Source organism: Streptomyces sp. NPDC097129, from assembly GCF_055668065.1.
The window spans coordinates 331,768-357,745 of record NZ_JBVOQE010000007.1 but is presented as its reverse complement, the minus strand read 5'-3'; the positions used below and the strand labels follow the sequence as shown (position 1 = coordinate 357,745).

The 25,978-nt window shown below is 72.9% G+C and carries 24 protein-coding genes and 1 riboswitch; of the genes, 6 read left to right on the top strand and 18 right to left on the bottom strand.

What is annotated here, in order from left to right; translation table 11 throughout:
• Positions 1-14: 14 nt before the first annotated feature.
• The 5 genes from AC0B9F_RS22285 to AC0B9F_RS22265 all read right to left on the bottom strand — a co-directional run bounded on the left by AC0B9F_RS22285 (position 15) and on the right by AC0B9F_RS22265 (position 5,321).
• Positions 15-587 carry a 2'-5' RNA ligase family protein gene (locus tag AC0B9F_RS22285; RefSeq protein WP_472005192.1) on the bottom strand — a complete coding sequence of 191 codons (573 nt, stop codon included), beginning with the start codon at positions 585-587 and terminating at the stop codon, positions 15-17.
• Between the two features lie 182 nt (positions 588-769).
• Complete coding sequence (gene trpS / locus AC0B9F_RS22280) at positions 770-1,783, bottom strand: tryptophan--tRNA ligase (protein ID WP_472005190.1); 1,014 nt, start codon at positions 1,781-1,783, stop codon at positions 770-772.
• Positions 1,784-2,163: 380 nt separating this feature from the next.
• Positions 2,164-3,612: a glycine hydroxymethyltransferase gene (locus AC0B9F_RS22275; RefSeq protein ID WP_472005187.1), complete on the bottom strand. Its 1,449-nt coding sequence runs from the start codon at positions 3,610-3,612 to the stop codon at positions 2,164-2,166.
• A 32-nt stretch (positions 3,613-3,644) separates the two neighbouring features.
• A riboswitch (ZMP/ZTP riboswitch) is annotated at positions 3,645-3,733 on the bottom strand.
• 49 nt (positions 3,734-3,782) lie between these two features.
• Positions 3,783-4,967 carry a glutathionylspermidine synthase family protein gene (locus AC0B9F_RS22270; protein WP_472005184.1) on the bottom strand — a complete coding sequence of 395 codons (1,185 nt, stop codon included), beginning with the start codon at positions 4,965-4,967 and terminating at the stop codon, positions 3,783-3,785.
• A 3-nt stretch (positions 4,968-4,970) separates the two neighbouring features.
• A complete protein-coding gene (locus tag AC0B9F_RS22265; protein ID WP_472005180.1) occupies positions 4,971-5,321 on the bottom strand; it encodes a hypothetical protein in 351 nt (116 codons plus the stop codon).
• Between the two features lie 134 nt (positions 5,322-5,455).
• On the opposite strand from AC0B9F_RS22265, the gene AC0B9F_RS22260 reads away from it, so the two are divergent.
• Positions 5,456-6,289, top strand: coding sequence for a hypothetical protein (locus tag AC0B9F_RS22260; protein ID WP_472005337.1), 834 nt, complete (start codon positions 5,456-5,458; stop codon positions 6,287-6,289).
• A 78-nt stretch (positions 6,290-6,367) separates the two neighbouring features.
• Here AC0B9F_RS22260 and pdxR read toward each other — a convergent pair whose 3' ends face one another.
• The gene (gene pdxR / locus AC0B9F_RS22255) at positions 6,368-7,756 is read right to left on the bottom strand and encodes a MocR-like pyridoxine biosynthesis transcription factor PdxR (protein WP_472005179.1); all 1,389 of its coding nucleotides are present in this window, start codon (positions 7,754-7,756) and stop codon (positions 6,368-6,370) included.
• 47 nt (positions 7,757-7,803) lie between these two features.
• Here pdxR and AC0B9F_RS22250 point away from each other — a divergent pair, with 47 nt between their 5' ends.
• The 3 genes from AC0B9F_RS22250 to AC0B9F_RS22240 are packed head-to-tail and all read left to right on the top strand — an operon-like array spanning position 7,804 to position 9,499.
• Positions 7,804-8,328 carry a carboxymuconolactone decarboxylase family protein gene (locus tag AC0B9F_RS22250; protein WP_472005177.1) on the top strand — a complete coding sequence of 175 codons (525 nt, stop codon included), beginning with the start codon at positions 7,804-7,806 and terminating at the stop codon, positions 8,326-8,328.
• Positions 8,325-8,771: a carboxymuconolactone decarboxylase family protein gene (locus AC0B9F_RS22245; RefSeq protein WP_472005176.1), complete on the top strand. Its 447-nt coding sequence runs from the start codon at positions 8,325-8,327 to the stop codon at positions 8,769-8,771. The genes AC0B9F_RS22250 and AC0B9F_RS22245 overlap by 4 nt, the downstream gene beginning before the upstream one ends.
• 14 nt (positions 8,772-8,785) lie before the next feature.
• On the top strand, positions 8,786-9,499 hold the full coding sequence (locus tag AC0B9F_RS22240; protein ID WP_472005173.1) for an isocitrate lyase/PEP mutase family protein: 714 nt from the start codon (positions 8,786-8,788) through the stop codon (positions 9,497-9,499).
• A gap of 19 nt (positions 9,500-9,518) precedes the next feature.
• On the opposite strand, the gene AC0B9F_RS22235 is transcribed toward AC0B9F_RS22240, so the two are convergent.
• From AC0B9F_RS22235 to AC0B9F_RS22215, 5 genes are read right to left on the bottom strand one after another with little or no spacing between them, the layout of a single operon-like run.
• Positions 9,519-10,475 carry an ABC transporter substrate-binding protein gene (locus AC0B9F_RS22235; RefSeq protein ID WP_472005171.1) on the bottom strand — a complete coding sequence of 319 codons (957 nt, stop codon included), beginning with the start codon at positions 10,473-10,475 and terminating at the stop codon, positions 9,519-9,521.
• A gap of 1 nt (position 10,476) precedes the next feature.
• Positions 10,477-12,411, bottom strand: coding sequence for an ABC transporter permease (locus AC0B9F_RS22230; RefSeq protein ID WP_472005168.1), 1,935 nt, complete (start codon positions 12,409-12,411; stop codon positions 10,477-10,479).
• On the bottom strand, positions 12,411-13,715 hold the full coding sequence (locus AC0B9F_RS22225; protein ID WP_472005166.1) for a quaternary amine ABC transporter ATP-binding protein: 1,305 nt from the start codon (positions 13,713-13,715) through the stop codon (positions 12,411-12,413). Before AC0B9F_RS22225 ends, AC0B9F_RS22230 begins: the two co-directional genes overlap by 1 nt.
• Positions 13,712-15,253: a GMC family oxidoreductase gene (locus AC0B9F_RS22220; protein ID WP_472005164.1), complete on the bottom strand. Its 1,542-nt coding sequence runs from the start codon at positions 15,251-15,253 to the stop codon at positions 13,712-13,714. Before AC0B9F_RS22220 ends, AC0B9F_RS22225 begins: the two co-directional genes overlap by 4 nt.
• 41 nt (positions 15,254-15,294) lie before the next feature.
• Positions 15,295-16,821, bottom strand: coding sequence for an aldehyde dehydrogenase family protein (locus AC0B9F_RS22215; RefSeq protein ID WP_472005163.1), 1,527 nt, complete (start codon positions 16,819-16,821; stop codon positions 15,295-15,297).
• 221 nt (positions 16,822-17,042) lie between these two features.
• Here AC0B9F_RS22215 and AC0B9F_RS22210 point away from each other — a divergent pair, with 221 nt between their 5' ends.
• Complete coding sequence (locus AC0B9F_RS22210; RefSeq protein WP_472005161.1) at positions 17,043-17,945, top strand: GNAT family N-acetyltransferase; 903 nt, start codon at positions 17,043-17,045, stop codon at positions 17,943-17,945.
• 271 nt (positions 17,946-18,216) lie between these two features.
• Here AC0B9F_RS22210 and AC0B9F_RS22205 read toward each other — a convergent pair whose 3' ends face one another.
• From AC0B9F_RS22205 to AC0B9F_RS22175, 7 genes are all read right to left on the bottom strand, one after another.
• Positions 18,217-19,206, bottom strand: coding sequence for a malate dehydrogenase (locus tag AC0B9F_RS22205; protein ID WP_472005159.1), 990 nt, complete (start codon positions 19,204-19,206; stop codon positions 18,217-18,219).
• Positions 19,207-19,677: 471 nt separating this feature from the next.
• On the bottom strand, positions 19,678-20,811 hold the full coding sequence (locus tag AC0B9F_RS22200) for a helix-turn-helix domain-containing protein (RefSeq protein WP_472005158.1): 1,134 nt from the start codon (positions 20,809-20,811) through the stop codon (positions 19,678-19,680).
• Positions 20,812-21,018: 207 nt separating this feature from the next.
• Positions 21,019-21,474, bottom strand: coding sequence for a helix-turn-helix domain-containing protein (locus AC0B9F_RS22195; protein ID WP_472005156.1), 456 nt, complete (start codon positions 21,472-21,474; stop codon positions 21,019-21,021).
• Between the two features lie 288 nt (positions 21,475-21,762).
• Entirely contained in the window at positions 21,763-22,431 is a 669-nt protein-coding gene (locus AC0B9F_RS22190) for a response regulator (protein ID WP_472005154.1), read from the bottom strand.
• 25 nt (positions 22,432-22,456) lie between these two features.
• Positions 22,457-23,602: a sensor histidine kinase gene (locus AC0B9F_RS22185; RefSeq protein ID WP_472005152.1), complete on the bottom strand. Its 1,146-nt coding sequence runs from the start codon at positions 23,600-23,602 to the stop codon at positions 22,457-22,459.
• Positions 23,603-23,726: 124 nt separating this feature from the next.
• Positions 23,727-24,194 carry a DUF3017 domain-containing protein gene (locus AC0B9F_RS22180; RefSeq protein WP_472005150.1) on the bottom strand — a complete coding sequence of 156 codons (468 nt, stop codon included), beginning with the start codon at positions 24,192-24,194 and terminating at the stop codon, positions 23,727-23,729.
• Positions 24,184-25,038 (bottom strand): bifunctional methylenetetrahydrofolate dehydrogenase/methenyltetrahydrofolate cyclohydrolase, encoded by an 855-nt coding sequence (locus AC0B9F_RS22175; RefSeq protein ID WP_472005149.1) that lies wholly within the window; start codon positions 25,036-25,038, stop codon positions 24,184-24,186. Before AC0B9F_RS22175 ends, AC0B9F_RS22180 begins: the two co-directional genes overlap by 11 nt.
• A 261-nt stretch (positions 25,039-25,299) precedes the next feature.
• Here AC0B9F_RS22175 and AC0B9F_RS22170 point away from each other — a divergent pair, with 261 nt between their 5' ends.
• Positions 25,300-25,935 carry a hypothetical protein gene (locus AC0B9F_RS22170; RefSeq protein ID WP_472005146.1) on the top strand — a complete coding sequence of 212 codons (636 nt, stop codon included), beginning with the start codon at positions 25,300-25,302 and terminating at the stop codon, positions 25,933-25,935.
• The last annotated feature ends 43 nt before the right edge of the window (positions 25,936-25,978 follow it).

Genomic DNA, 25,978 nt, shown 5'->3' with positions numbered 1-25,978 from the left:
TCGGCGGACGCCCTCTAGCGCAGGGAGCCCTGTTCGACGCTGCCCGCCTGGGGCGGGACCACCGCGCCGCCGAAGGTGAACTCGCGCAGCTTGCGCCACACGCCGTCGGCGCCCTGCTCGTACAGGGCGAAGCCGGTGCAGGACCAGTCGGCCGCGTAGTCGCCGAGTTCCGCGTAGGCGCGGTCCATGGCGGCGTCGTCGATGCCGTGCGCCACCGTGACGTGGGGGTGGTAGGGGAACTGCAGCTCCCGCTCGACGGGACCGGAGGAGTCCCGGACCTGCTGCTGGAGCCGGGTGCACTCCTGGGCGCCCTCGACGACCTTGACGTACACGACCGGGGACAGCGGACGGAAGGTGCCGGTGCCCCTCAGGCGCATCGGGAAGGGGCGGCCGGCCGCGGCGACCCGGGTCAGATGGGCCGTGACGTCCGGCAGGGCGGCCTCGTCGACCTCGGTCGGCGGCAGCAGGGTGACGTGCGTGGGGATGCCGTGGGCGGCGGCGTCACCGAAGCCCGTGCGCAGCTGTTGGAGCAGGCTGCCGTGAGGCTCCGGGACCGCGATCGACACGCCGATCGTTACGGTCCCCACGTCGTCTCCTGTCGTCGTGCCGCCCCGGCGGGTCCGGGGCAGGGGTGGCTGCCGCGGCAGCCATCGGTTATCGACTCTACGGCTGCCGCCGCGGTTTGGGCGGGTGCGGACGTGTGCTGTACGGCTCACCGCGCAGGGTGAGCCGCCGTACCGTCTCCGCTGTGGTGTCCGCGCCGGCCGGGTCAGTGCTTGGCCGGCAGGAATCCGACCTTGTCGTACGCCTGGGCCAGCGTCTCCGCGGCCACGGCGCGCGCCTTCTCCGCGCCCTTGGCGAGGATCGAGTCCAGCGTCTCCGGGTCGTCGAGGTAACTCCGGGTGCGCTCCCGGAACGGCGTCACGAACTCGACCATGACCTCGGCGAGGTCCGTCTTGAGCGCGCCGTAGCCCTTGCCGTCGTACTTCTCCTCCAGCTCGGTGACACCCGCGCCGGTGAGGGTCGAATAGATGCTGAGGAGATTGCTGACGCCCGGCTTGTTCTCCGGGTCGAAGCGGATGACGGTGTCGGTGTCGGTGACCGCGCTCTTGACCTTCTTCGCCGTCGTCTTCGGCTCGTCGAGGAGGTTGATGAGGCCCTTCGGCGTGGACGCCGACTTGCTCATCTTGATCGACGGGTCCTGGAGGTCGTAGATCTTCGCCGTCTCCTTGAGGATGTACGGCGTCGGCACGGTGAAGGTCTCGCCGAAGCGGCCGTTGAAGCGCTCGGCGAGGTCGCGGGTCAGCTCGATGTGCTGGCGCTGGTCCTCACCGACCGGCACCTCGTTCGCCTGGTACAGCAGGATGTCCGCGACCTGGAGGACCGGGTACGTGAACAGGCCGACGGAGGCGCGGTCGGCGCCCTGCTTGGCGGACTTGTCCTTGAACTGGGTCATGCGGGAGGCCTCGCCGAAGCCGGTGAGGCAGTTCATGACCCAGGCGAGCTGGGCGTGCTCGGGCACGTGGCTCTGCACGAAGAGGGTGCAGCGGTCCGGGTCCAGGCCGGCGGCGAGGAGCTGGGCGGCGGCGAGGCGGGTGTTGGCGCGCAGGTCCGCCGGGTCCTGCGGGACCGTGATCGCGTGCAGGTCCACGACCATGTAGAACGCGTCGTGGGACTCCTGGAGGGCCACCCACTGGCGCACGGCGCCGAGGTAGTTGCCGAGGTGGAACGAGCCGGCGGTGGGCTGGATGCCGGACAGCACGCGGGGTCGATCAGAGGCCATGGTCCTATTCTCGCAGAGCGGGCGGGGCGGAGGGGAACGGGCTGGGTGGGAGTGCGTTTGCCTGCGGCGCTGGGTCGTGGTTCGTCTGCGGCTTTCGTTGTGGCTGGTCGCGCCCACGCGGCGGAGCCGCATATCGACACAGCCCCGCGCCCCTTATATGCCTGCGGCGGCCCGTTGCCCTCCGGTGGCCGGTTGCTGTCGCGCCTACGGCCTGTCTATGAGGCGGGGCCGGGGTGGGGGGGGGTGTCCGTCCTCGGTCCGGCCGCCCGTTTCCGGGCCTGTGCCGTTGCCCGGTGCCGGACGCTGCGGGCGGACACCCCCCACCCCGTCCCCTCCCCGCCGCGCGCGGGTGCAACGGCGTCGGGGAGGGGGCCGGAGGGTCAGCCCAGGTCGATTTCCGGGTAGAGGGGGAAGCCGGACACGAGGTCGGTGGCGCGGTGGGCGATTTCTTCGGAGATCTTCGCGTCCAGGACGTGGGCCGCCTTGGAGGGGGCGCCGGACTTGGTGGTGCCGGGCTCGGTGGCCGTCAGGACGCGGTCGATCAGGGCGGCCACCTCGTCCATCTCCGCGGTGCCGAGGCCGCGGGTGGTCAGCGCCGGGGTGCCGATGCGGATGCCGGAGGTGTACCAGGCGCCGTTGGGGTCGGCCGGGATCGCGTTGCGGTTGGTGACGATGCCGGAGTCGAGCAGGGCCTGCTCGGCCTGGCGGCCGGTGAGGCCGTAGGAGCCGGCGACGTCGATCAGGTTGAGGTGGTTGTCCGTGCCGCCCGTGACCAGGGTGGCGCCGCGGCGCATCAGGCCCTCGGCGAGCGCGCGGGAGTTGTCGACGATCCGCTGGGCATAGTCCTGGAACGCGGGCTGCCGGGCCTCGGCGAGGGCGACGGCCTTGGCGGCCATGACGTGCGGCAGCGGGCCGCCGAGGACCATCGGGCAGCCGCGGTCGACCTGGTCCTTGAGGGAGTCGTCGCACAGGACCATGCCGCCGCGCGGGCCGCGCAGCGACTTGTGCGTGGTGGTGGTGACGATCTGGGCGTGCGGGACCGGGTCGAAGTCGCCGGTGAGGACCTTGCCCGCGACCAGGCCGGCGAAGTGCGCCATGTCGACCATGAGGGTCGCGCCGACCTCGTCGGCGATCTCGCGCATGATCCGGAAGTTCACCAGGCGGGGGTACGCGGAGTAGCCGGCGACGATGATCAGCGGCTTGAACTCGCGGGCCTGGGCGCGCAGGGCCTCGTAGTCGATGAGACCGGTGGCCGGGTCGGTGCCGTAGGAACGCTGGTCGAACATCTTTCCGGAGATGTTCGGGCGGAAGCCGTGCGTGAGGTGGCCGCCCGCGTCCAGGGACATGCCGAGCATGCGCTGGTTGCCGAAGGCCTGGCGCAGCTCGGCCCAGTCGGCGTCGCTGAGGTCGTTGACCTGGCGGGCGCCGGTCTTCTGGAGGAAGGGCGCCTCGACGCGGTCGGCGAGGACGGCCCAGAAGGCGACCAGGTTGGCGTCGATGCCGGAGTGCGGCTGGACGTAGGCGTGCCGGGCGCCGAACAGTTCGCGGGCGTGCTCGGCGGCGAGGGACTCGACGGTGTCGACGTTGCGGCAGCCGGCGTAGAAGCGGCGGCCGACGGTGCCCTCGGCGTACTTGTCGCTGAACCAGTTGCCCATCGCCAGCAGGGTGGCCGGGGAGGCGTAGTTCTCGGAGGCGATCAGCTTGAGCATCTCGCGCTGGTCGGCGACTTCCTGGCCGATGGCGTCGGCGACGCGCGGCTCGACGGCGCGGATCACGTCGAGGGCGGCGCGGTAGGCGGTGGACTCGGTGGACACAGGCTCGGCTGGCATGGGGACCTCCGGACGTCGGCGTTCAGCGTTCACGGTACGGCCCAGGCGCACGGCACTGTGTCATTCCGGGCCGCTCCCCGATGGTCCGTCCCATCCCAGCGCGCCAGTCACGGCCCGCTGTCAGCCTACCGGGCGCGTCGGGCGCTCCTGCGGGCCGTCCACCATGCGGGCTAGAGGATCACGTGCGGCAGGAAGCGGGCGTACTCGTCGGTGATCAGGCCCGAGGACTCGCGGATGCCGAGGCCGGCCGCCTCGTCCTCGACGACCCAGGCGCCGAGGACGACGTGGTTGCCGTCGAAGGCGGGGAGCGGGGCGAGCTGCTGGTAGCAGCAGGGTTCGTCGCGCAGGGCGGGTGCGGTGCCCGGTTCGTGGACCGTGACGCCGTCGCCCTCGCGGCCGAGCAGCGGCTTGGCGACCCAGCCGGGGCCGTCGGCTAGTTCGCGGGGGCCGTCGAGGTGGGCGGGGAGCAGGTGGGGGTGGCCGGGGTACAGCTCCCACAGGATCGCCAGCAGCGCCTTGTTGCTCAGCAGCATCTTCCACGCGGGCTCGATCCACAGGGTGGAGCCGGTGCCGCCGCCGTTGTCGAGGGTGGCGAGGACGTGGTCGGCGAAGCGGTCGGTGGTGAGCCACTCCCAGGGGTAGAGCTTGAAGACGCTGCGGATGAAACGGAGCCGGTTGTCGACGAAGCGGCCCGACAGCGGGTCCCAGCCGATCTCCTCCATGGAGATCCAGTCGGTGTCCAGGCCGGCCTGCTCGGCGGTCTCCTTGAGGTAGGCGACCGTCATCAGGTCCTCGCCGAGTTCGTCGGCGGCGGAGTGCGCGAAGTACAGGGGGCTGCCCGGCGGCAGCAGCTTCGCCTGCTTGCGCCAGGCGGCGACGAGACGTTCGTGCAGGGAGTTCCACTGGTCGGCGCCGGGGAAGCGGTCCTGCATCCAGAACCATTGCGGGGACGCGGCCTCCACCAGGGAGGTGGGCGTGTCCGCGTTGTACTCCAGCAGCTTGGCGGGGCCGGTGCCGTCGTAGCGCAGGTCGAAGCGGCCGTAGACGGAGGGCAGTTCGGCGCGGCGGCGCCAGGCCTCGGTGACCGCATCGGCGACGCGCGGGTCGGTGATGCCGAGGTCGGCGAGGCGGTCCTCCTCGACGATGTGGCCGGCGGCGGCCAGGCACATGCGGTGCAGTTCCTCGACGGTCTCCTCCAGTGCCTCGACCTCGTCGAGGGAGAAGACGTAGTAGGCGCTCTCGTCCCAGTAGGGGCGCAGCGAGTCGTCGGGGTAGCGGGTGAGCGGGTAGATCAGGCCCTGCGCCTCCACGGTCTGCTGCCAGCCGGGGCGGGGTGCGACGGTACGGCGTTCCATGGGTCAGCCGCCGCCGCTGCCCTTGCCGCCGCCGAAGCCGCCTCGGTCGACGCCGTCGCCGTGGCTGCCGCCGCTGCCGCCCGAACCGCCGCCGCCCTTGCGGGGCTTGGTGAAGGAGCCGCCGTCGACCCAGCCGCTGCTCTTCTTGCCGCCGTAGTACCAAGTGCCGGTCCCCGTGCCGGACTTGCAGTTCTTGTCGGAGACGACCTTGTAGCCCTTGAGGGCGTTGTAACTGTCGCGGTCCACGCAGCGTTTGTCCGGGTCCGAGGAGCAGGCGGTGAGGGCGGCCGCGAGCAGCCCCATCCCGCCGAGGACCACCGTGCCGGAGCGCAGTTGCCGCCGTGCGTCGGCCATGTCTTTCCCCCGTGGTTGCGGTTGTTTCTCCGTCGAAAGGATGTCTCGTTTCCGGCTGTCAGCCTAGAGACCGGTGAGAGGCGGCGTCCAAGGGCCCCTGCCCGCTCCCCTACAGTCGCTTAATGCTCTTTGGAATGGTGTGCGCGCTCGGTGCGGCGGTCTGCTTCGGTACGGCGACGGTGTTGCAGGCGGTCGCGGCGCGGGCGGCCGCCGCTCCGGGGCGCGGCGGGGACGCGGCGCTGCTGCTGCGGGCGGTGCGGCAGTGGCGGTACCTGGCGGGCCTCGGGCTGGACGGCGTCGGTTTCCTGCTGCAGATCGCGGCGCTGCGCTCGGTGCCGATCTACGCGGTCGGCGCGGCCCTCGCCGCGTCGCTGGCGGTGACGGCGGTGGCCGCGGCGCGGCTGCTGGGGACGCGGCTGAGCGGCGTGGAGTGGGCCGCGGTGGGGGTCGTGTGCGCGGGCCTGGCGATGCTGGGGCTGGCCTCGGGCACGGAGGGCGACGACAGCGGACCGGCGGGGCTGGACTGGGCGATGCTCGCGACGGCGGCCGCGGTGCTGCTGCTGGGTTTCGCGGGCGGCCGGCTGACCGGGCGGACGCGGGCGCTGCTGCTGGGGCTCGGGGCGGGTTTCGGCTTCGGTGTGGTGGAGGTGACGGTACGGCTGATCGACTCGGTCGCCCCGTACGACCTGCTGCGGAATCCGGCGGCGTATGCCCTGCTGCTCGGCGGTGGCGCCGCGTTCCTGCTGCTGACGTCGGCCCTGCAGCGGGGTTCGGTGACGACGAGCACGGCCGGCATGGTGATCGGCGAGACGGTCGGCCCGGCCCTCATCGGCGTGGTCTGGCTGGGCGACCGCACCCGCGAGGGCCTGGCATGGCTGGCCATCCTCGGCTTCGCGGTGGCGGTCGCCGGAGCGCTGGCCCTGGCCCGCTTCGGAGAGGCCCCGCAGACCGTCGCCGAGGAGACGTGAACGAGGCCCTGCCTCCGGCTCGCCGACGGGGCTTACACGGTGGTCCGACGAGTGCCCGGAAGTGGGCGCCGGTCCTGGTCAGGGCATGGCCCGGCACAGGGCGTCCAGGGTGTGGGGCCAGGTGTGGTCGGAGGGGGTGCCGTAGCCGACGACCAGGGCGTCGAAGGGGGCGGTGGCGGTGGCCGGGTGGCGGAAGTAGTCGAGGCCGGTGACGGCCAGGCCCTGCCAGGCCGCGGCCTGGACCACCGCCTGTTCGGTGCCGGGCGGCAGGCGCAGCACGGCGTGCAGACCGGCCGCGATGCCGGTGACGCGGACCTGCGGCGCGCGGGCGGCGAGCGCGGCGACCAGGGCGTCGCGGCGGCGCCGGTAGCGCAGCCGGGCGGCGCGGATGTGCCGGTCGTAGGCGCCGGAGGTGATGAACTCGGCCAGGGCGAGCTGGTCGAGGACGCCGACCGAGCGTCCGCCGCCGTGGTCGAGGACCTCGGGCAGGAGGGACTCGGGCAGCACCATCCAGCCCAGGCGCAGTCCGGGCGCGAGGGACTTGCTGGCGGTGCCGAGGTAGACGACGTGGTCGGGGCCGAGGTCCTGGAGCGCGCCGACGGGCTGGCGGTCGTAGCGGAACTCGCCGTCGTAGTCGTCCTCCAGGATCAGTCCGCCGGTGCGCCGCGCCCACTCCACGGCGGCGGCGCGGCGCTCGGGCGGCAGGGCCCCGCCGAGCGGGAACTGGTGGGTGGGGTTCAGCAGCACCGCTGAGCTGTCGCCGAGGGCGTCGGTGCGGGGGCCGGCGTCGTCGTGGGGCAGCGGGACGGTGCGCAGGCCGGTGCGGTGCAGCAGGTCCCAGTGCGCGTCGAGGCCGTACGACTCGACGGTGAGGCTGGGCAGGCCGCGGCCGTGCAGGACCTCGGCGAGGAGTTTCAGGCCGGCGGCGAAGCCGTTGCAGACGACGATGCGGCCGGGGTCGGCCCGAACGCCGCGGGCGCGGGCGAGGTAGCCGGCGAGCGCGGTGCGCAGTTCGACGCGGCCGCGCGGGTCGCCGTAGCCGAGGACGTCGTCGGGTGCGGCGGCCAGGGCGCGGCGGGCCGCCTTGAGCCACTCGGCGCGCGGGAAGGTGGAGAGGTCGGGCACGCCGGGGATGAGGCTGTGCGCGGGCCGGCCGGGCTCGCGGTGGCGCGGCGCCGGGTGCTCGTGCGGGCGGGGCACGGCGGCGTGCTCGGCGACGTGGGTGCCGGAGCCCTGCCGGGCGGTGAGCCAGCCCTCGGCGACGAGGTCGGCGTAGGCGTCGGCGACGGTGTTGCGGGCGATGCCGAGGTCGGCGGCGAGCGAGCGGGAGGACGGCAGCCGGGTGCCGGGCGCGAGGCGTCCGCCCCGTACGGCCTCGCGCAGCGCGTCGGTCAGGCCGCGGCGCACGCCGGGACCCGACGGTTCCAGATGCAGGTCGACGCCGAAAGTGGCCCAGGATTCCGCCATGGGAATGGACCATACCCCTGGGCTGCTTCGCGCCTAGGGTCGAGATCATGAACACTGAGAACGCCACGCCCGCAGCCACCGCCACCGAGAAGGCCGTGTACGCCCCCGAGGCCCCGGCCCGGCTGAACTGGTCCGAGCACGCGCCCGACGTGTACAAGGCCATGATCCGCCTGGATGTCGCCGCCCGTAAGGGCCTGGATCCCAAGCTGGCCGAGCTGGTGAAGATCCGCACCTCGCAGCTCAACCACTGCGCCTTCTGTCTGGACATGCACACCAAGGACGCGCTCGCGGCCGGCGAGAGTGTGGAGCGGATCGTGCAGCTCAGCGCCTGGGAGGAGTCCCGGCACTTCTACACCGAGAGGGAGCTGGCGGCGCTGGAGCTGACCGAGGCGATCACCCTGCTGACCGACGGTTTCGTGCCGGACGAGGTGTACGAGCGGGCCGCGAAGCTCTTCCAGGAGGCCGAGCTGGCGCAGCTGATCGCCGCGATCACGGTGATCAACGCCTGGAACCGGTTCGGCGTGACCTGCCGGATGGCGCCGGGCCACTACCGCCCGGGGCAGCACGCGTGACGGCCCGCACGACCCTGCTGGACGCCGGGGTCCGCGACGCGTTGCAGCAGGCCGGCGCCGCCGCCAAGCAGGGGCTGGGCGACCCGGTCCTCGCCGAGCTGGTGATGATCCGCGCCTCGCAGCTCAACCAGTGCGCGTTCTGCCTGGACATGCATCTGACGCTCGCCCGCAAGAACGGCGAGTCGGACGAGCGGATCCAGCTGCTGAACGCCTGGCGGGAGGCGGACGAGCGGTACAGCGCCCGTGAGCGGGCGGCGCTGGAGCTGACCGAGGCGGTGACCGCGCTCACCGACGGCTTCGTGCCGGACGCGGTGTACGAGCGGGCCGCCGCCCACTTCGACGAGCGCGAACTCGCCCATCTGCTGGGCCTGATCGCGGTCATCAACAGCTGGAACCGGCTGATGGTCAGCCGCCGTATCCCGCCGAAAGGCCCCGCATGGTGACCGAGGAGCCCCTCATGGACAAGGCCGGCGCCTTCCGCGCCCTGCACCACCACCGCACCCCCGGCGACCCGCTCGTCCTGCCGGGCCCGTGGGACGCCGCGAGCGCGCGGGTCCTCGCCGAGGCCGGCTTCCCGGCGCTCGCCACCCCGAGCGCCGGCGTCGCCGCGTCCCTCGGGTACGACGACGGCGCCACCCCGGCCGACGAGATGTTCGCGGCCGTCGCCCGGATCGCGCGGGCGGTGGACGTGCCGGTGTCGGCGGACATCGAGGACGGCTACGGCCTCGCGCCGAAGGAACTGGTGGAGCGGCTGCTGGAGGCGGGCGCCGTGGGCTGCAACCTGGAGGACTCCACGGACGGCCGGCTCAAGGACCCGCACGAGCACGCCGGGTTCCTGGCCGAGGTACGGGCCGCCGCGGGGGAGCGGCTCTTCCTCAACGCCCGGATCGACACCTTCGTCCACGGCGACCGCGACCCCGAACGAGCCGTCGAGCGGGCCGCGTTGTACGTCGCCGCGGGCGCCGACTGCGTGTACCCGATCCTCGCCCCCGCCGGCGTACTGCCGCTGCTGCGGGCCGGGATCGAGGGACCGCTCAACATGCTCGCCCGGACCGGCGAGGGCCCCGCGCCCGCCGAACTGGGCGAGCGCGGGGCCACCCGGATCACCTTCGGGCCGGGGCTCCAGCGGCGCTCCGCGCAGGCGCTGCGGGAGATCGCCGAGGGGCTCTAGCCCTCGGGGGCCGCAGCCGTCAGGACAGCCACGCCTTCCACGTGGAGGGGTGGCTGTCCACCCACTTCTTCGCCGCCTGCTCCGGCGACAGCTTCTGCTCGGCGATCATCAGGGCGACCTCGTTCTGGTCCTCGGTCGTCCAGCGGAACTTCTTCAGGAAGGCCGCCGCCTTGCCGCCGCGGTGCGCGAAGTCCGCGTTGAGGTACTTCTGCAGCGGGGTGTGCGGGTAGGCGCAGGCGACCTTCGCCGCGTCCGCGTCGCAGCCCTCCTTGTACGGCGGCAGCTTCACCTCGGTCATCGGCACCCTCTTGAACAGCCACTGGGGGGCGTACCAGTAGGTCAGGAACGGCTTCTTCTCCTTGGCGAACTGCTTCATCTGGGTGATCTGCGCCGCCTCGGAACCGGCGAACACCACCTGGTAGTTCAGCTTCAGGTTGCTCACCAGCGCCTTGTCGTTGGTGACGTACGACGGGGAGCCGTCCATCAGCTGGCCCTTGCCGCCGCTCTCGGCGGTCTTGAAGAGCGAGGCGTACTTGTTGAGGTTGCGCCAGTCGGTGATGTCGGGGTGCTGCTCGGCGAGGTACGTCGGCACGAACCAGCCGATGTGCCCGGTGACGCCGAGTCCGCCGGCGCGGGCGATGGTGTGCTTGTCGTCGACGTAGCGCTTCTCCTGGTCGGGGTGGCCCCAGTCCTCCAGGATCGCGTCGACGCGGCCCTGGCTGAGCGCGTCCCAGGCGGGCACCTCGTCGACCTGGACGGTGTCGACGCGGTAGCCGAGCTTGTGCTCCAGCAGGTACTGGGCGACGGCCACGTTGGACTGCGCGCCCACCCAGGACTGCACGGACAGGGTGACGGTCTTGGCGCCCCGGGCGTTCGCGAACGGCGAGGCCTGCTTGGTCATGTCGGCGGCGCCGCAGCCGGTGAGCAGCAGCAGCGAACCCGCCGCGGCGACGGCGGCTGTCGTACGGAGTCGCATGTCAGGCTCCCTTCCTCGCGCGGCGGTCCGTCGGCTGGGTCACCCGGTCGAGCATCAGGCCGAGGCAGACGATCGCGAGACCGGCGACCAGACCGGTGGCGAGATCGCCCTGGGCGAGACCGAAGACGACGCTGTAGCCGAGGGCGCCGCTGCCGACCAGACCGCCGATGATGACGACGGCGAGGACCAGGACCACGCCCTGGTTGAGGGCGAGCAGCAGCGCGGGCCGGGCGAGCGGCAGCTGCACCTGGCGCAGCTGCTGGCCGGGGGTGGCTCCGAGCGAGCGCGCCGACTCCAGTGCGGCCGGGTCGACCTGGCGCAGGCCCTGCGTGGTGATGCGGACGACGGCGGGCAGCGCGTAGACGACGGCCGCGGCGACGGCCGGGGCGCGGCCGACGCCGAACAGGGCGACGACCGGGATCAGGTACACGAACTGCGGCATCGTCTGGAAGACGTCCAGCACCGGGCGCAGCAGCTTCTCGAAGCGGTCGCTGCGGGCGGCCGCGACAGCGGTGGCGAAGCCGATGACGAGGGTGACCGCGACAGCGGCGAGGACCTGCGACAGGGTGTCCATGGACGGCTTCCACACGCCGAGCACGCCGATCGCGGCCATGGCGAGGGCGGCGGTCAGCGCGGTGCGCCAGGTGCCGATCAGCCAGGCCAGCGCGGCGACGATCAGCAGCACCGACCACCACGGCAGCCACAGCAGCGTGGAGCGGACCGGGTCCAGCACCCAGGTGGTGAAGTGGGCGGCCCACTCGGCGGTGCCGCCGACGACGGGCACGCCGGAGTACAGGTGGGAGGTCATCCAGTCGACGACGCGGTTGACGGGCTCGGCGATGCCGACGGTCCACCCCGTGGGCCAGTCGAGGCGGCCGGCCAGCCGTCCGGCGAGCGCGACGACGACCGCGGCGGCGAGCGCGCCGCCGGCCACGACGCGGCGTACCTGCGGCATGCCCGCGCCGGCCGCGCCGGTCACCCGGTCCAGGACGACGGCGAGCAGCACGATGGGGATGCCGGCGGCGAGGGCGGCGCCCACGTCGACGGAGGCCAGCGCCTGGTAGACGCGGTCACCGAGACCGCCGGCGCCGATCACGGACGCGATGACGGCCATGGACAGCGCCATCATGATCGTCTGGTTGAGGCCGAGCAGGAGTTCCTTGCGGGCCAGCGGGATGCGCGCGGTCAGCAGCCGCTGCCGGGCGTTCGCGCCGAGCGAGTCGACGGCCTCCAGCACCTCCTTGTCGGCGCCGCGCAGTCCGAGCGCGGTCAGCCGGGCCATGGGCGGGGCGGCGTAGACGACGGTGGCGAGGACGGCCGCGGGCACGCCGATGCCGAAGACCAGGACGACGGGCAGCAGGTAGGCGAAGGCGGGCAGCACCTGCATGGTGTCCAGCACCGGACGCAGCGCCCGGTCCAGCCGGTCCGACAGCCCGGAGGCCAGCCCCAGCAGGGAGCCCACCAGCACGGACGCGACGACGGCCACGACCATGAGGGCGAGTGTCTGCATGGTCGGCACCCACATGCCGAGCAGCCCGCAGGCGAGGAACGCCACCGCCGTGCCGAGCGCGAGCCGCGCCCCGGCGGCCCGCCAGGCCACCAGCGCGCCCAGCGCGGTCACGCCGGCCCAGCCGAGCCCGAGGAGCAGCAGGTAGACGGCGCGTACGGAGACGACGACCGCGTTGCTGACGTAGCCGAAGAAGTACAGGAACAGCGGGTGGCTGTCGCGGTGGTCGATGATCCAGTCGCTGACCTTGGTGAGCGGCTGGGTGAGGTCGACGGTGAGCGCGCTCGGCCAGGCGGTGCCGGGCCAGTGGCTGGTCGCCAGCGGGACGAGGACGGCCGCGAGAACGGCGAGCACGGCGAGCTTGCGGACCGCGGGGTGCGTGAGGAACGCGGGCGCGGTGCGGGGGCGCGTGGCGGTGACCGTTGCCATCAGACGCCCTCCGTGCCGGTGGCCGCGGGCGGGGTCGCGGTCCGGGGCTGGGCGGGTGCGGCGGCGCCCTCCGCTATGGAAGCGTCCGCGGCTACGGCGGCTTCCCCGTCTACGACGGTGCCGGAGGCGTCCGCGGCTACGGAGGCGTCTCCGCCGGCGGAGGCGTCCGCGGCTGCGGCGGTGCCGGAGGCATCCCCGGCCGTGCCGGAGGCGTCCCCGGCTGCGGCGGTGTGGGAGGCGCCCGCGACCACGCCGAGCAGGGCGTCGGCGTCGACGACTCCGAGGCAGCGGCCGTGGTCCACCACGCGGGCGGGGGTGCCCGCCCGGGCCACCGCCTCGATCGCCTCCGAGACGGTGGCGTCCGGGCGGACCGCCGGGCCGCTGCCGGCCTCGTCGGCCGACGCGGGCCGCATGGCCTTGCGCACCGTCACGACCTGCTCGCGCGGCACGTCGCGGACGAACTCGCGGACATAGTCGTCGGCCGGGGTGGCGACGATCTCCTCGGGGGTGCCGAGCTGGACGACACGGCCGTCACGCATCAGGGCGATGCGGTCGCCGAGCTTGAGTGCCTCGCTGAGGTCGTGCGTGATGAAGACCATCGTGCGGCCCTCGTCGCGGTGCAGCCGGACGACCTCCTCCTGCATGTCCCGCCGGATCAGCGGGTCGAGCGCGCTGAACGGCTCGTCGAACAGCAGGACCTCGGGGTCGACCGCGAGGGCCCGGGCCAGGCCCACGCGCTGACGCTGGCCGCCGGAGAGCTGGCCGGGGCGGCGCTGCTCCATGCCCTCCAGGCCGACCTTGGCGACGATCTCGGCGGCCTTCTCGCGGCGCTCGGACCTGCCGAGGCCCTGGATCTGAAGGCCGTACGCCACGTTGTCGAGGACCGTGCGGTGCGGGAGCAGGCCGAAGTGCTGGAAGACCATCGCGGCGCGGTGGCGGCGCAGTTCGCGCAGCCGGGAGCGGTCCATGGCGCGCACGTCCTCGCCGTCAATGGCGATGGTCCCGGCGGTGGGCTCGATGAGCCGGGTCAGACAGCGCACCAGCGTGGACTTGCCGGAGCCGGACAGGCCCATGACGACGAAGACCTCGCCCTTGCGCACGTCGAAGGAGACGTCCCGGACGGCGGCGGTGCAGCCGGTGCGCTCGCGCAGCTCGGCGGCGTCCAGCGCGGCCAGTTCCGCATCGCCGGGGACGCGGTCGGCCTTGGGGCCGAAGACCTTCCACAGGCCGTCGACGGAGAAGACGGGGGCGTCGGCTCCGGTGGTCGTGGTGGGCGGCTTGCGTGTGGGTACGGTCATGGTCATCGCACCTCACCTCCGATCAGGTCGGCGGCCTTCTCCCCGACCATGAGCACTCCGATCATCGGGTTGACGGCCGTCATGGTCGGGAAGACGGACGCGTCGGCGATCCGTATGCCGTCCACACCGCGGAGCCTCAGCTCCGGGTCGACGACGGCGAGTTCGTCGTCGGCGGCGCCCATCTTGCAGGTGCCGGCCGGGTGGTAGACGGTGTGCGCGACCTTGCGGGCGTACTCGCTCAGCTCCTCGTCCGAGGTGATCTCCGGGCCGGGGCACACCTCGCGCTTGAGCCAGCCGGCCAGCGGCTCGGTCCCGGCGATCTCACGGGCGATGCGGATGCCGTCGACGAGGGTGCGGGCGTCGTAGTCGTCCTTGTCGGTGAAGTAACGGAAGTCCAGGGCGGGCTTGACAGCCGGGTCGGGGCTGGTCAGGTACAGCCGGCCGCGGGACTTCGGCTTGGGGATGTTCGGCGTCATCGACACCCCGAACTCCGGCCGCCGGTAGCCCAGTCGCTCCGGGTTGTCGGTGAACGGGATCTGGTAGAAGTGGAACATCAGGTCGGGTCCCGCGTGGTCGGGGTCGCGGCGCACGAACAGGCCGGCGTCGGAGTCCATCGCCGAGTTCTCCGGGATGGGGCCGTGGGTCTCCCAGACGATGACCGACTCGGGGTGGTCGAGCAGGTTCTCGCCGACGCCCGGCAGGTCCCGCACCACGGGGATGCCGAGCGCTTCGAGGTCCTTGCGGGGCCCGATGCCGGAGTGCAGCAGCAGCCGCGGCGAGTCGACGGCGCCCGCGCACAGCACGACCTCGTCGCGGGCCCGGATCAGCAGCTCCTCGCCGTCCTTGGTGCGCACGTGCACGCCCTCGGCGCGGCCGTCGGTGATCCGGAGCTTGTGCGCCCAGGTCTCCAGAAGGATCGTCAGGTTGGGCCGGGAGTCCATCACCGGGTGCAGATACGCCACCGACGCCGAGGAACGCTTGTTGTTCTCGGGGTGGTAGGCGAGGTCGAAGAAGCCGACGCCGTCGGTGAACGGCTTGCGGTTGAAGCCCTCGACGCGCGGTACGTCCAGCGCCTTCTGCGCCGCGTCGACGAAGTCGCGGGCGATCGCGTTGCGGTCCTTCTCGTCGACGGAGACGATGTTGTTCAGCAGCCGTGCGTAGTACGCCTCCATCGGCACCGCGCCCCAGCCCTTGGCGCCGGCGTCCTCCCACTCGTCCCAGTCGGAGGGCAGCGGCTTGAAGGAGATGAGGGTGTTGTGCGAGGAGCAGCCGCCGAGCACGCGGGCGCGGCTGTGCCGGATGTGGGAGTTGCCGCGGGGCTGCTCCACCGTCGGGTAGTCGTAGTCGAGTTCGCCGCCGAGCAGGCCCATCCAGCGGCGCAGGGTGAGCACGTCGTCGCGGCCGACGTCGCTGGGGCCGCCCTCGATGACGGCGACGGTGGTGCCGGGGTTCTCGGTCAGCCGGGAGGCGATGACGGAGCCGGCGGTGCCGCCGCCGACGACGACGTAGTCGTAGACGTGTTCGTGGGGGGTGTTCTCAGACATGGGGGTGCTGCTCCAGGAAGCTGTCGGGGAAGAAGCGGGGCTCAGCCGGCGAACCAGCGGACGGGCTTCGGCGCGAGGTTCTGGTAGACGTGCTTGGTCTCGCGGTACTCGGCGAGACCGGCGGGTCCGAGTTCGCGGCCCACGCCGCTCTTGCCGAAGCCGCCCCACTCCGCCTGCGGCAGGTAGGGGTGGAAGTCGTTGATCCAGACGGTGCCGTGGCGCAGCAGGCCGGCGACCCGGCGGGCGCGTCCGGCGTCGGCGGTCCACACGGCGCCGGCGAGGCCGTACTCGGTGTCGTTGGCCAGCGCCACGGCCTCCTCCTCGGTGCGGAAGGTCTCGACGGTGAGGACCGGGCCGAAGACCTCCTCGCGCACGACGCGCATCTCGCGGTGGCAGGCGTCGAGGACGGTCGGCTCGTAGAAGTAACCCGACGCGGGCCGTGTGTCGCACGGTTCGGGCCGCTTGCCGCCGCAGCGCAGCACGGCGCCCTCCTCGAGCGCGGAGGCGACGTACGCCTCGACCTTGGCGCGGTGCTGCTCGGAGACGAGGGGCCCGCACTCGACGCCGTCGGCGGTGCCCCGGCCGAGACGGATCCGCTGGGCGCGCCGGACGAGTTCGGTGACGAAGCGGTCCCCGACGGACTCCTCGACGATCAGCCGGGCGCCGGCCGAGCAGACCTGGCCGCTGTGGATGAACGCGGCGTTCAGGGCCTGGTCGACGGCGGTGTCGAAGCCCTCGTCGGTGGCGCAGGCGTCGGCGAAGACGACGTTGGGGTTCTTGCCGCCGAGTTCGAGGGCGACCTTCTTCACGCCAGGGGCGGCGGCCTGGGCGACCTTGGTGCCGCTGGCGAGGCCGCCGGTGAAGGAGACCAGGTCGACGTCGGGGTGCTCGGCGAGGCGGGCGCCGACGGTGTGGCCGGGGCCGGTGACGAGGTTCGCCACGCCGGCGGGCAGTCCGGCCTCCGCGAGCAGGTCCATGAGCGCGATCGTGGTGAGCGGGGTGATCTCGCTGGGCTTGATCACGAAGGTGTTGCCGGCCGCGAGGGCGGGCGCGATCTTCCAACTGGCCTGGAGCAGAGGGTAGTTCCAGGGAGTGATCAGCGCGCACACGCCGACCGGCTCGTGCACGACGACGCTGTGGACGTCGGGCGTACCGGCGTCCACGACCCGGCCGGGCGCCTCCCCGGCCACCAGGTCGGCGAAGTAGCGGAAGGCGTCGGCGACGCAGTCGACGTCGACACGGCCCTCCTCGACGGTCTTGCCCGCGTCCCGGCTCTCCAGCAGCCCGATCCGGTCCCGGTCGCGCACGAGCAGGTCGGCGACGCGGCGCAGCACCGCGGCGCGCTCGGCGACGGGGGTGCGCGGCCAGGCGCCCTGTCCGCCGGCGAAGGCGTCACGGGCGGCGGCGACGGCCAGGTCGGCGTCCTTCTCGTCCCCCTCGGCGACCACGGCGAACGGCCGGCCGTCCGCGGGGTCGAGAATCTCGCGCGTGGCTCCCGAGACGGAACCCCGCCATTCCCCTCCCACGTGATGGGTCCGCCCCGCGTTCTGCTGTATGTGGTCCGCCATGATCGGTACTTGCCTTCCGTTCCTGTTCGGTGCCCGTAAGTCACATCCGTGTCACCCACGGGGACCGGGAGCGCATGCCCGTACCCCTGACGCCCATGCGGAATCCATCGCCGAAAGTGCGCTGCCTCACGGAAGTAAGGGACATAAACAGACAAAAGGCTTAAGGAACGATCTCGGGCCGACCCGGGACATCCGGCCATTCTTTGACTAGAGTCAAAGACATGGAGCCAGTGTCGGTGCAGCACGTCTCGGCCCTGCGCGGGTTCAACCGCGTGTACACCCGGCGGATCGGGGCCCTCGACGACCACTACCTCGGGCAGGACCGCCCGCTCGGCCAGGCGCGCCTGCTGTTCGAGGTGGGCGAGGCGGGGGCCGGCGTTCCACTGCGGGAACTGCGGGCGCGGCTCGGCCTCGACGCGGGTTATCTGAGCCGGATGGTCAAAGCACTCCAGGCCCAGGGACTGGTCCGGCTGCGCACCCACCCGGACGACAGCCGGGTGCGCACGGTGGAGCTGACCTCCGCAGGGCGCGTGGAGATCAAGGAGCAGAACCGCCGCGCGGACGCCCTCGCGGCCGGCCTGCTGGACGGGCTGACGGCCGGGCAGCGCGACCGGCTCACCGAAGCTCTGGGCACTGCCCACCGCCTGCTGCGGCTGGCCGCGCTCACCGTGGAGCGGGTCGACGGCGCCTCGCCGGATGCCCGGGCGTGCCTGGACGCCTACGCCGCCGACCTCAACGCGCGCTTCCCGGAGGGCTTCGACGCCTCGGACCTGGTCACCCCCGAGGAGGTTTCCGGGGAGGCGGGCGCGTTCTTCGTGGCGTACGAGGAGGGGCGGCCCGTCGGCTGCGGGGCGCTGCGGCGGCTGGAGCCGGGCGTGGCGGAGATCAAGCACGTATGGGTGCACCCGGACGCCCGCCGCCTGGGTCTGGCCCGCCGGCTGCTGCACACCCTGGAGACCGAGGCGCTGCGGCGCGGCTGCGCCGTCGTACGACTGGACACGCACTCCGTGCTCAGCGAGGCGCAGGCGATGTACCGGGCCGGCGGCTACCGGGAGATCCCGGCGTACTCGGAGCACGTGTACGCCGGGCACTGGTTCGAGAAGCGGCTGACGGACAGCGGCTGAGGAACCGGCGGACGGCCGGCTGAGCGGGCGGCGGCCAGCGGGCAGCGAGCGACGCAGGCCGCCGGCAACGCGACGAGGCCCGCCCCGCGTCACGCGGGACGGGCCTCGTATTCGGAGCGCCGGGCAGGCCTTGCACCTGCATCTCCCCGCAGGAAGCGGGGCGTCTTTCCTTGGACCACCAACGCACAGCCTGGCGCCGGATTCCCCGGCGGCCGGTGTGTGATCAACTGTAGCGCACCGGCCGCCGAAGATCTACTCGGGCGGGCCGGGCTCAGATGAGGCCGAGACCGCGGACGGCCTCGCGCTCCTCCACCAGCTCCTGGACGGAGGCGTCGATACGGGCGCGGGAGAACTCGTTGATCTCCAGGCCCTGCACGATCTCGTACTTGCCGTCCTTGCAGGTGACCGGGAAGGAGGAGATCAGGCCCTCCGGGACGCCGTAGGAGCCGTCCGACGGGATGCCCATGGAGACCCAGTCGCCCTCGGCGGTGCCGTTGACCCAGGAGTGGACGTGGTCGATGGCGGCGTTGGCGGCGGAGGCCGCGGAGGAGGCGCCGCGGGCCTCGATGATGGCGGCGCCGCGCTTGGCGACGGTCGGGATGAAGTCCTCGGCCAGCCACTTCTCGTCGTTCACGACCTCGCCGGCGTTCTTGCCGGCGACCGTGGCGTGGAAGATGTCCGGGTACTGGGTGGCGGAGTGGTTGCCCCAGATGGTCAGGCGCTTGATGTCAGCGACCGTGGTGCCGGTCTTCTTCGCGAGCTGGGTCAGCGCGCGGTTGTGGTCCAGACGGGTCATCGCGGTGAAACGCTCGGCGGGGACGTCCGGGGCGGCGGCCTGCGCGATGAGCGCGTTGGTGTTCGCCGGGTTGCCGACGACCAGGACCTTGACGTCGTCCGCGGCGTGGGCGTTGATGGCCTGGCCCTGCGGCTTGAAGATGCCGCCGTTGGCCTCCAGCAGGTCGCCGCGCTCCATGCCCTTGGTGCGGGGGCGGGCGCCGACCAGGAGGGCGACGTTGGTGCCGTCGAAGGCGACGTTCGGGTCGTCGGTGATGTCGATGCCCTGCAGCAGCGGGAACGCGCAGTCGTCCAGCTCCATGGCCGTGCCCTCGGCGGCCTTCAGGGCCGGGGTGATCTCCAGCAGACGCAGCTTGACCGGCACGTCCGCGCCGAGCAGCTGGCCGGAGGCGATGCGGAAGAGCAGGGCGTAACCGATCTGGCCGGCCGCGCCGGTGACGGTGACGTTCACGGGAGTGCGGGTCATGGCGTTCTCCGTATGACAGCTGGCGGTGGGGCGTCACTGCCCCGGGCGGATGATCGATCTCTTGGTATCAAGAGAGATCCAGCGGTCAGGCTATCGCGCATCCGGCATGCCGGACGGCCGGGTCCCTGTGGCCCACCCCACAGAGTGGCACATCGGGGGTGGAGGCGGCGGGAAAGAGGGGGGCGGCCGCCGGTCGGGAGAGGAGTGACCGGGCGGCCGCCGGTGGGGGTACCGTTTCCGGACTCCCGTGGGGGGATACCGTCCGCCTGCCCGCGCCGGCCGAAGCCATGCGCTCCCGCGCCGATTTCCTTTCTTTCTTCACGTCGTGCACTCCTTCTGCCCGCTCACGTCGTGCACTCCTTCTGCCCGCTCACGCAGCGCACCTTCTGCCCGCTCACGTCGTGCAGCCCGTCTCCCCGCTCACGTGGTGCGCTGCGCTCCCCGCTCACTCCCGTGCACTTCGTCTGCAGCTCACTTCGTGCAGCCCTGCTGCCCGGACGCCAGCGTCGCGCAGGCCGTGGCCTCGGCCGCGCTCTTGACCGCCACCATCGGGGTGTACGCGTTGGTGTCCCCGGCGGCCGTGACGGACCCGTCCTGGGTGGTCCCGCCGGCGGTGACCCGGACGGTGTCGCCCTGCCCGGCCCGGGTGATGCGGCCCCAGGCCGCGCCGCACGTCCTGCTGTAACGGACCTCGACGACGGTGGCGCCCACGGTCGCGGTGCCGGCGGTGGTCACCAGGTTCCCGCTGCACCCCATCGCCTCGGCGTCCTTGCCGGCGCAGCTCGCGCCGGCGCACTTGACGCCGGGCGGCAGGTTCACGGGCGCGGTCGCGGTCGGCGTCGGGGAGGCGTTCTTGCCCTCGTCCGTGGCGCCGCCGCCGCGTTCGGTGAAGAAGAACACCGCGGCGATGACGACGAGTACGCCGACGAGCCCCGCGAGGAACATCGTGAGCCGCCGCTTGCCGGCGTCGGTCGCGGGCCGCCGCGGCCCTTCGGGCGCGACGCCGGGTGGACGGCCGGTGCCCTGGGCGGCCACGGAGGCGGCGGGTGTCCCGGCGCCGGGGCGGCCACCGGCGGGCGACGGTCCCCGGTAGCCGGCCATCCCCCACGAGTTCTGCCGCGCGCTGTCGCGGGCGTCGGCGTCGGGGGCCGTCGTCTGCGGCGGCACCGTCGGGGACACGCCCGCCGGTCCGGCGACCGGGGTGGCCGTGGCGCTGCCGCCCTTGCGGGCCGCCCGTCCGCCGCGCTCGCCGGCCTCGGGCGCCGCGACGTCACCGAGCGCGGCGCGCGCCTGCGCGATGCGGATGGCCTCCATGGTCATGTCGTGGCGCATCTCCGAACGGCTCCAGGCGCGTTCGGCCAGCTCCCACATGGTGGTCAGGTGGACGGGGTGGGTGCCGGTGACCTCGGCCAGCGCGACGACCGCGCCCTTGGGGGCGAGGAGCCGGCCGTCCAGGTAACGCTCCCAGGACGTCTTGCTGTAGCCCGTGCGGTCGGCCAGCGCGGCGATGCCCAGGCCGCTGCGGTCCACGAGCCGCCGCAGCTGCTCCGCGAACTCCCTGATCTGCGGATCGAGATCGTCCGGCAAGGCCCTCCAACGAGGCATGGTTCCCCCTCTTCCCCCCATGACGTGCTTGGTCGTTCCCCCGCGCCTGGCGCCCTGTGCCGTGGTGCCCGTTCTGGCTACCCACAGGGATGCGCCCACCAAGGATCTCAGTTCCCGGGACGGGGGCGCACGGGTGCGTGCGGCGGCGGAGCGTGCACGGTCGCACGCCGACCGCGCGCGGTCCAGTCGGACATCCCGCCGTTCCTCCTACGCGGCGAGGACGATCCCGGCGGCGCCGAGCAGCAGCAGGGCGCACAGCAGCAGGACGGCGACGAGCAGCAGCCGTCCGGTGGTGCGCGGCGCGGACGGTTCGGCCGGCCGCTCCCACCAGGGGAGGGTCGGGTCGTCGTCGTACGGCTCGCCGTCCGCGGTGGCGGCGGGCTCGGGGCGCGGCCAGGCCTCGACGGCCACCTCGTGGCGTACGGCGAGCCGTTCGGTGTCCGGTCCGGACAGCCCGGCGACCCGGCACAGCGCCGCGACGGCCTGCCGGGGAGGCGGCTGTACGGCGTTGAGGTACCGCTGCCAGGAGGACTTGCTGTAGGCGGTGCGGGCGCCGAGGGCGGCCAGGCTGAGCCCGGTCGCGTCCTTGAGGTCCCTGAGCTGCGCCACGAAGTGCCGTACCTCCGGCGGCAGCCCGTCCGGCAGCGGCCGCCAGCCGCTCATCGCCACCTCCGCGCACACGCCCTCGCCCTACCCGGTCGGATCGGGTGACGACAGCTGACGCGGAATCGGTTCCGCAGGTGTGGCAGGTTCAGGACACCGTAGCGGAATGGTCACTTCCGTGGCACAGCGCGCTGACAGGCGTTGAACAGGCCCGGCCCGGTGCGAAAACGTTGCTCCCGGCGGCGGCCCGTCCCCGCTCGGGGGAGAGGACGGTCCGCCGCCGTTCCGTACGGCGGTGTCAGCAGCCGTGCGTTACGGCGGTGTCAGCAGCCGTGCGTTACGGCGGTGTCAGCAGCCGGGGACGACGAGTCCCGTCTCGTAGGCCAGGACCACCGCCTGGGCGCGGCTGTCCAGGTCCAGCTTGGACATGGTGCGGTTGAGGTGGGTCTTGACCGTGGCCTCGCTGATGTAGAGGCGGTCGGCGATCTCCAGGTTGGACAGGCCGCGCGCGGTCAGGGTGAGCACCTCCCGTTCGCGGGAGGTCAGCGCGGCGAGGTCCGGCGGGGCGTCGGTGCGCCCTCCGGGGTCACGGTGGCGGGCGAAGGCCTCGACCAGGCGGCGGGTGACGCTCGGCGCGAACAGCGCGTCGCCGGCCTCCACGGCCCGTACCGCCGCCAGCAGCCGCTCGGGACCGGAGTCCTTCAGCAGGAAGCCCGACGCGCCCGCGCGCAGCGCGCCGTAGACGTACTCGTCGAGGTCGAACGTGGTCAGGATCAGGATGCGCGGGAGCGGGTCGTCGGCGTCGGCGAGGATGCGCGTCGTGGCCTCGATGCCGTTCATGCCGGGCATGCGGATGTCCATCAGGACCACGTCGGGGCGCGTCCGGGCGGCCAGCCGCACCGCCTCGGCGCCGTCCCCCGCCTCGCCCGCCACCTCGAAGCCGGGCGCCGCGTTCAGCAGGCCCACCAGACCGGCCCGGATGAGGAACTGGTCGTCGACGACGAGCACTCTGGTCATCCGTCCGCCGTCCCCCCGACGTTCCTCAGCTGGTGCGGTGCGACGCGGGCAGGGTCAGCCTGACCCGGAATCCGCCCTCGGCGCGCGGGCCGACGCTGATCGTCCCGCCGTAGAGCTTGGCCCGTTCCCGCATGCCGATCAAGCCATGGCCGGGCCCGGCCGGGACATCGTCCGAAATCGCCCCCCGGCCGTCGTCGGTGACGGTGACCGTCAGCTCGTGCGGGCCGTAGCGCAGCTCCACGCGCGCGTGGGCGTGCCGGGCGTGTTTGAGGACGTTCGTCAGGGCCTCCTGCACCACCCGGTACGCGCACAGCTCGACGCCGGGCGGCAGGGGGCGCGCGGCGCCCTCGACGGCCAGCTCCACGGGGACACCGCCGGCGCGGATCCGCTCGACCAGGTCGCCGACCCGCGCCAGCGTCGGGATCGCGGCCCGCTCGGGGGCCCCGGGGTCCTCCTCGCGCAGCACGTGGAGCATGCGGCGCAGCTCCTCCAGCGCCTCCGCGCTGGTGCCGGCGATGGTGCCGAGCGCGGCGCGGGCCGTCACCGGGTCGGCGTCGAAGACGTACCGGGCGAGCCCCGCCTGCACCGATATCACCGACATGTGGTGCGCGACCACGTCGTGCAACTCCCGCGCGATGCGCCCGCGTTCCTCGGCCACCGCCCGCCGCGCCCGCTCGGCCTGCTCGGCGCGCAGCCGCCGGGTCAGCTCGGCGGAGCGCCGCGCCAGCGTGCCGAACCACACCAGCACCGAGGTGTACAGCAGCGCCTGCCCCACCACCGAGCCCATGGCGGAGCCGTCGGTGACCGCTCCGGCGTACACCCACAGCGCGGCCAGGCAGACCGCGCAGCCGACGGCGACCCGGGCGGGACGCGCGGCCGCCACCGTGTACAGGGCGAGCATCGGGCCGAAGGTGCACACCACCGGCCAGTAGCCCAGGCCGACATAGGCGAGCGCGGCCGACAGCACGGCCGCGAACACCGCGACGGGCCAGCGGCCGCGCACCGCGACCGGCAGCTGGGCGAGCGCGACCAGCAGCAGGGCGCGGGCGTCGAGTTCCGGCCAGCCCTGCGCCACCGACTCCCGCCCCAGCAGCACGGCCACCGCGAGCATGCCGAGCGCGATCAGCGGATCCACGACATACGTGCGGGGCGTGGGCATGCTCAGGCGCATCGCCGCAGCGTAACGCCGCCGCCGGGGCGGGGAGTCAAACGCCCGGCGTACCGCCGCGGTTGTAGCCGCGGCGGCGCAGGCGGCGGTGGAGGCGGTCGTCTCGGCCGCTCACCGTGGCGTCGGCTCAGCCGCTGCTGACCGTGAAGTGCAGGGTGTCCTTGAGGAACGGGAGCTGCAGCCACGGCTTGGGCTGGGCCATCAGCGCCAGCAGCACGATGGCCGCGCCGAGCACGCCGTAGGTGACGATGTCGGTGAAGCGGGAGCGGACCGCGAGCATGCCCACGCTCGGCAGGATCCAGCGCAGCACGGCCCCGCCGACCAGTGCGGCGCCGATCAGCAGCGTGCCGATCCGGAACGCGCCCAGCGCCGTCACCAGCAGGCCCACGGCGACCACGCCGAGCACCGCCAGCATCGGCCACTGCCGGGCCGGCGCCGGGGCGTCGCCGCCCGCGGCCCGGCCGCCGCCCTCGGGGCGCGCGGTGTCCCGGGTGAACAGCGGGAAGCGCCGGGTGGTGCGCCGCGGCCGCCCGTCCGCGTCGGGCGCGCTGACCGCGTCCCGTACCTGAAGGTCGTCCGCGTCCTCAGCCGGCACTGCGCTCCGCCGCCTCGACCACGTTGACGAGCAGCTGTGCGCGGGTCATCGGGCCGACGCCGCCCGGGTTCGGGGAGAGGAAGCCGGCCACCTCGGCGACGCCGGGGTGGACGTCGCCGACGATCCTGCCCTCGGCGTTGCGCGAGACGCCGACGTCGAGGACGGCCGCGCCCGGCTTGATGTCCTCGGGCCGGATCAGGTGCGCGCTGCCGGCGGCGGCGATGACGATGTCGGCCCGCTTGAGGTGGGCGGACAGGTCACGGGTGCCGGTGTGGCACTGGGTCACCGTGGCGTTCTCGCTGCGCCGGGTCAGCAGCAGCGGCATCGGGCGGCCGATGGTGACACCGCGGCCGACGACCACGACCTCGGCGCCCTTCAGCTCGACGCCGTAGCGGCGCAGCAGGGTGAGGATGCCGTTGGGCGTGCAGGGCAGCGGGGCCGGCTCGTTCAGCACGAGGCGGCCGAGGTTCATCGGGTGCAGGCCGTCGGCGTCCTTGTCCGGGTCCATCAGCTCCAGGATGCGGTTCTCGTCGATGCCCTTGGGCAGCGGGAGCTGCACGATGTAACCGGTGCAGGTGGGGTCGTCGTTCAGCTCGCGCACGACCGCCTCGATCTCCTCCTGCGAGGCGGTGGCGGGCAGTTCGCGCTGGATGGAGGCGATGCCGACCTCCGCGCAGTCGCGGTGCTTGCCCGCGACGTACTTGCGGCTGCCGGGATCGTCGCCGACGAGGACGGTGCCGAGACCGGGCGTGACGCCCTTCTCCTTCAGAGCCGCCACGCGGGCGGTCAGATCGGACTTGATCGCGGCTGCGGTGGCCTTGCCATCGAGAATCTGGGCGGTCATGACCCCATCCTCCCGGATGACCGCCCCCCGGTTCCAATCCGGGGCCGTGCGTCACCCCTGCCGCGGTCCGCCTGCCTTGATCGACGATGTTGCACTTGCACAACACCTGTGCAATCCGGCTGGACAAGTAACGGTGATCTAAAGAACGATGAGGGTCACAGTGCCGCGGGCAGTACCGGGGGGACGAACCGCATCTGTAGAACTTCCTCCGAGCGTTGCCGCGCGTCCCCGCACTCGGCATAACGGAGGAAGGACCGCGCCATGAGCTTTGGCGACCCGAACAACCCCTACGGGCCACCGCCCCAGCAGCCGCCCGCCGGCGGCCCCGGCTACGGCTACCCGCAGCAGGCCCCGCAGCAGCCCGGCGTCCCGCCGCAGGGTTACGGCTACCCGCAGCAGCCGGCGTACCCCGGCTACCCCGGCGGGAACGCGATGTCGCAGTCGATGCCGGGACTCATGGTCACCGCGCGTGTCCTGCTCTACATCGTGGCCGCCGTGCAGATCCTCATCGGCATCTTCGCCATCTTCGGCGCCGCAGCGGTCAACGACGTGTCCAATGCGGGTGAGGACACCTTCGGAAGCAACGGCCTCTCCGACTTCGGGCACGCCGGCGCGGGCGCCGTCCTCGTCGTAGCGCTGCTCTTCCTGGGGCTCGCGGCACTGTCGATCACCCTGGGCGTGAAGTTCACCCGCGGCGGCCAGGGCATCCGCATCACCACCATGGTCTACGGCATCCTGGGTGCCCTCTTCGGCGTACTGATTCTGATCAGCGCGGCCAGCGCCGGCTCCAGCGCGGTACTGGTCTGGGCGCTACTGTGGATCGGCTTCGGCGGCGTGATGGCGGCGGCGATGATCGCCCCGGCGGGCTCCGCCTGGTTCAACCGCCCGCGTTACTGACGCGAAGCGGACCATACGGTTCGCGCCAATCACATCCGAGGGC

Bases quoted from the DNA above. Each gene is read 5' to 3' on its own strand.
- AC0B9F_RS22240 (WP_472005173.1), top strand. From the start codon at position 8,786: ATGGACAAGGCCGGCGCCTTCCGCGCCCTGCACCACCACCGCACCCCC.
- AC0B9F_RS22230 (WP_472005168.1), bottom strand. From the start codon at position 12,411: ATGGCAACGGTCACCGCCACGCGCCCCCGCACCGCGCCCGCGTTCCTC.
- AC0B9F_RS22175 (WP_472005149.1), bottom strand. From the start codon at position 25,038: ATGACCGCCCAGATTCTCGATGGCAAGGCCACCGCAGCCGCGATCAAG.
- AC0B9F_RS22260 (WP_472005337.1), top strand. From the start codon at position 5,456: ATGGTGTGCGCGCTCGGTGCGGCGGTCTGCTTCGGTACGGCGACGGTG.
- AC0B9F_RS22220 (WP_472005164.1), bottom strand. From the start codon at position 15,253: ATGTCTGAGAACACCCCCCACGAACACGTCTACGACTACGTCGTCGTC.
- AC0B9F_RS22170 (WP_472005146.1), top strand. From the start codon at position 25,300: ATGAGCTTTGGCGACCCGAACAACCCCTACGGGCCACCGCCCCAGCAG.
- AC0B9F_RS22235 (WP_472005171.1), bottom strand. From the start codon at position 10,475: ATGCGACTCCGTACGACAGCCGCCGTCGCCGCGGCGGGTTCGCTGCTG.
- AC0B9F_RS22265 (WP_472005180.1), bottom strand. From the start codon at position 5,321: ATGGCCGACGCACGGCGGCAACTGCGCTCCGGCACGGTGGTCCTCGGC.
- AC0B9F_RS22215 (WP_472005163.1), bottom strand. From the start codon at position 16,821: ATGGCGGACCACATACAGCAGAACGCGGGGCGGACCCATCACGTGGGA.
- trpS (WP_472005190.1), bottom strand. From the start codon at position 1,783: ATGGCCTCTGATCGACCCCGCGTGCTGTCCGGCATCCAGCCCACCGCC.
- AC0B9F_RS22185 (WP_472005152.1), bottom strand. From the start codon at position 23,602: ATGCGCCTGAGCATGCCCACGCCCCGCACGTATGTCGTGGATCCGCTG.
- AC0B9F_RS22225 (WP_472005166.1), bottom strand. From the start codon at position 13,715: ATGACCATGACCGTACCCACACGCAAGCCGCCCACCACGACCACCGGA.
- AC0B9F_RS22270 (WP_472005184.1), bottom strand. From the start codon at position 4,967: ATGGAACGCCGTACCGTCGCACCCCGCCCCGGCTGGCAGCAGACCGTG.
- AC0B9F_RS22205 (WP_472005159.1), bottom strand. From the start codon at position 19,206: ATGACCCGCACTCCCGTGAACGTCACCGTCACCGGCGCGGCCGGCCAG.
- AC0B9F_RS22190 (WP_472005154.1), bottom strand. From the start codon at position 22,431: ATGACCAGAGTGCTCGTCGTCGACGACCAGTTCCTCATCCGGGCCGGT.
- AC0B9F_RS22195 (WP_472005156.1), bottom strand. From the start codon at position 21,474: ATGAGCGGCTGGCGGCCGCTGCCGGACGGGCTGCCGCCGGAGGTACGG.
- AC0B9F_RS22210 (WP_472005161.1), top strand. From the start codon at position 17,043: ATGGAGCCAGTGTCGGTGCAGCACGTCTCGGCCCTGCGCGGGTTCAAC.
- AC0B9F_RS22250 (WP_472005177.1), top strand. From the start codon at position 7,804: ATGAACACTGAGAACGCCACGCCCGCAGCCACCGCCACCGAGAAGGCC.
- AC0B9F_RS22275 (WP_472005187.1), bottom strand. From the start codon at position 3,612: ATGCCAGCCGAGCCTGTGTCCACCGAGTCCACCGCCTACCGCGCCGCC.
- pdxR (WP_472005179.1), bottom strand. From the start codon at position 7,756: ATGGCGGAATCCTGGGCCACTTTCGGCGTCGACCTGCATCTGGAACCG.
- AC0B9F_RS22200 (WP_472005158.1), bottom strand. From the start codon at position 20,811: ATGCCTCGTTGGAGGGCCTTGCCGGACGATCTCGATCCGCAGATCAGG.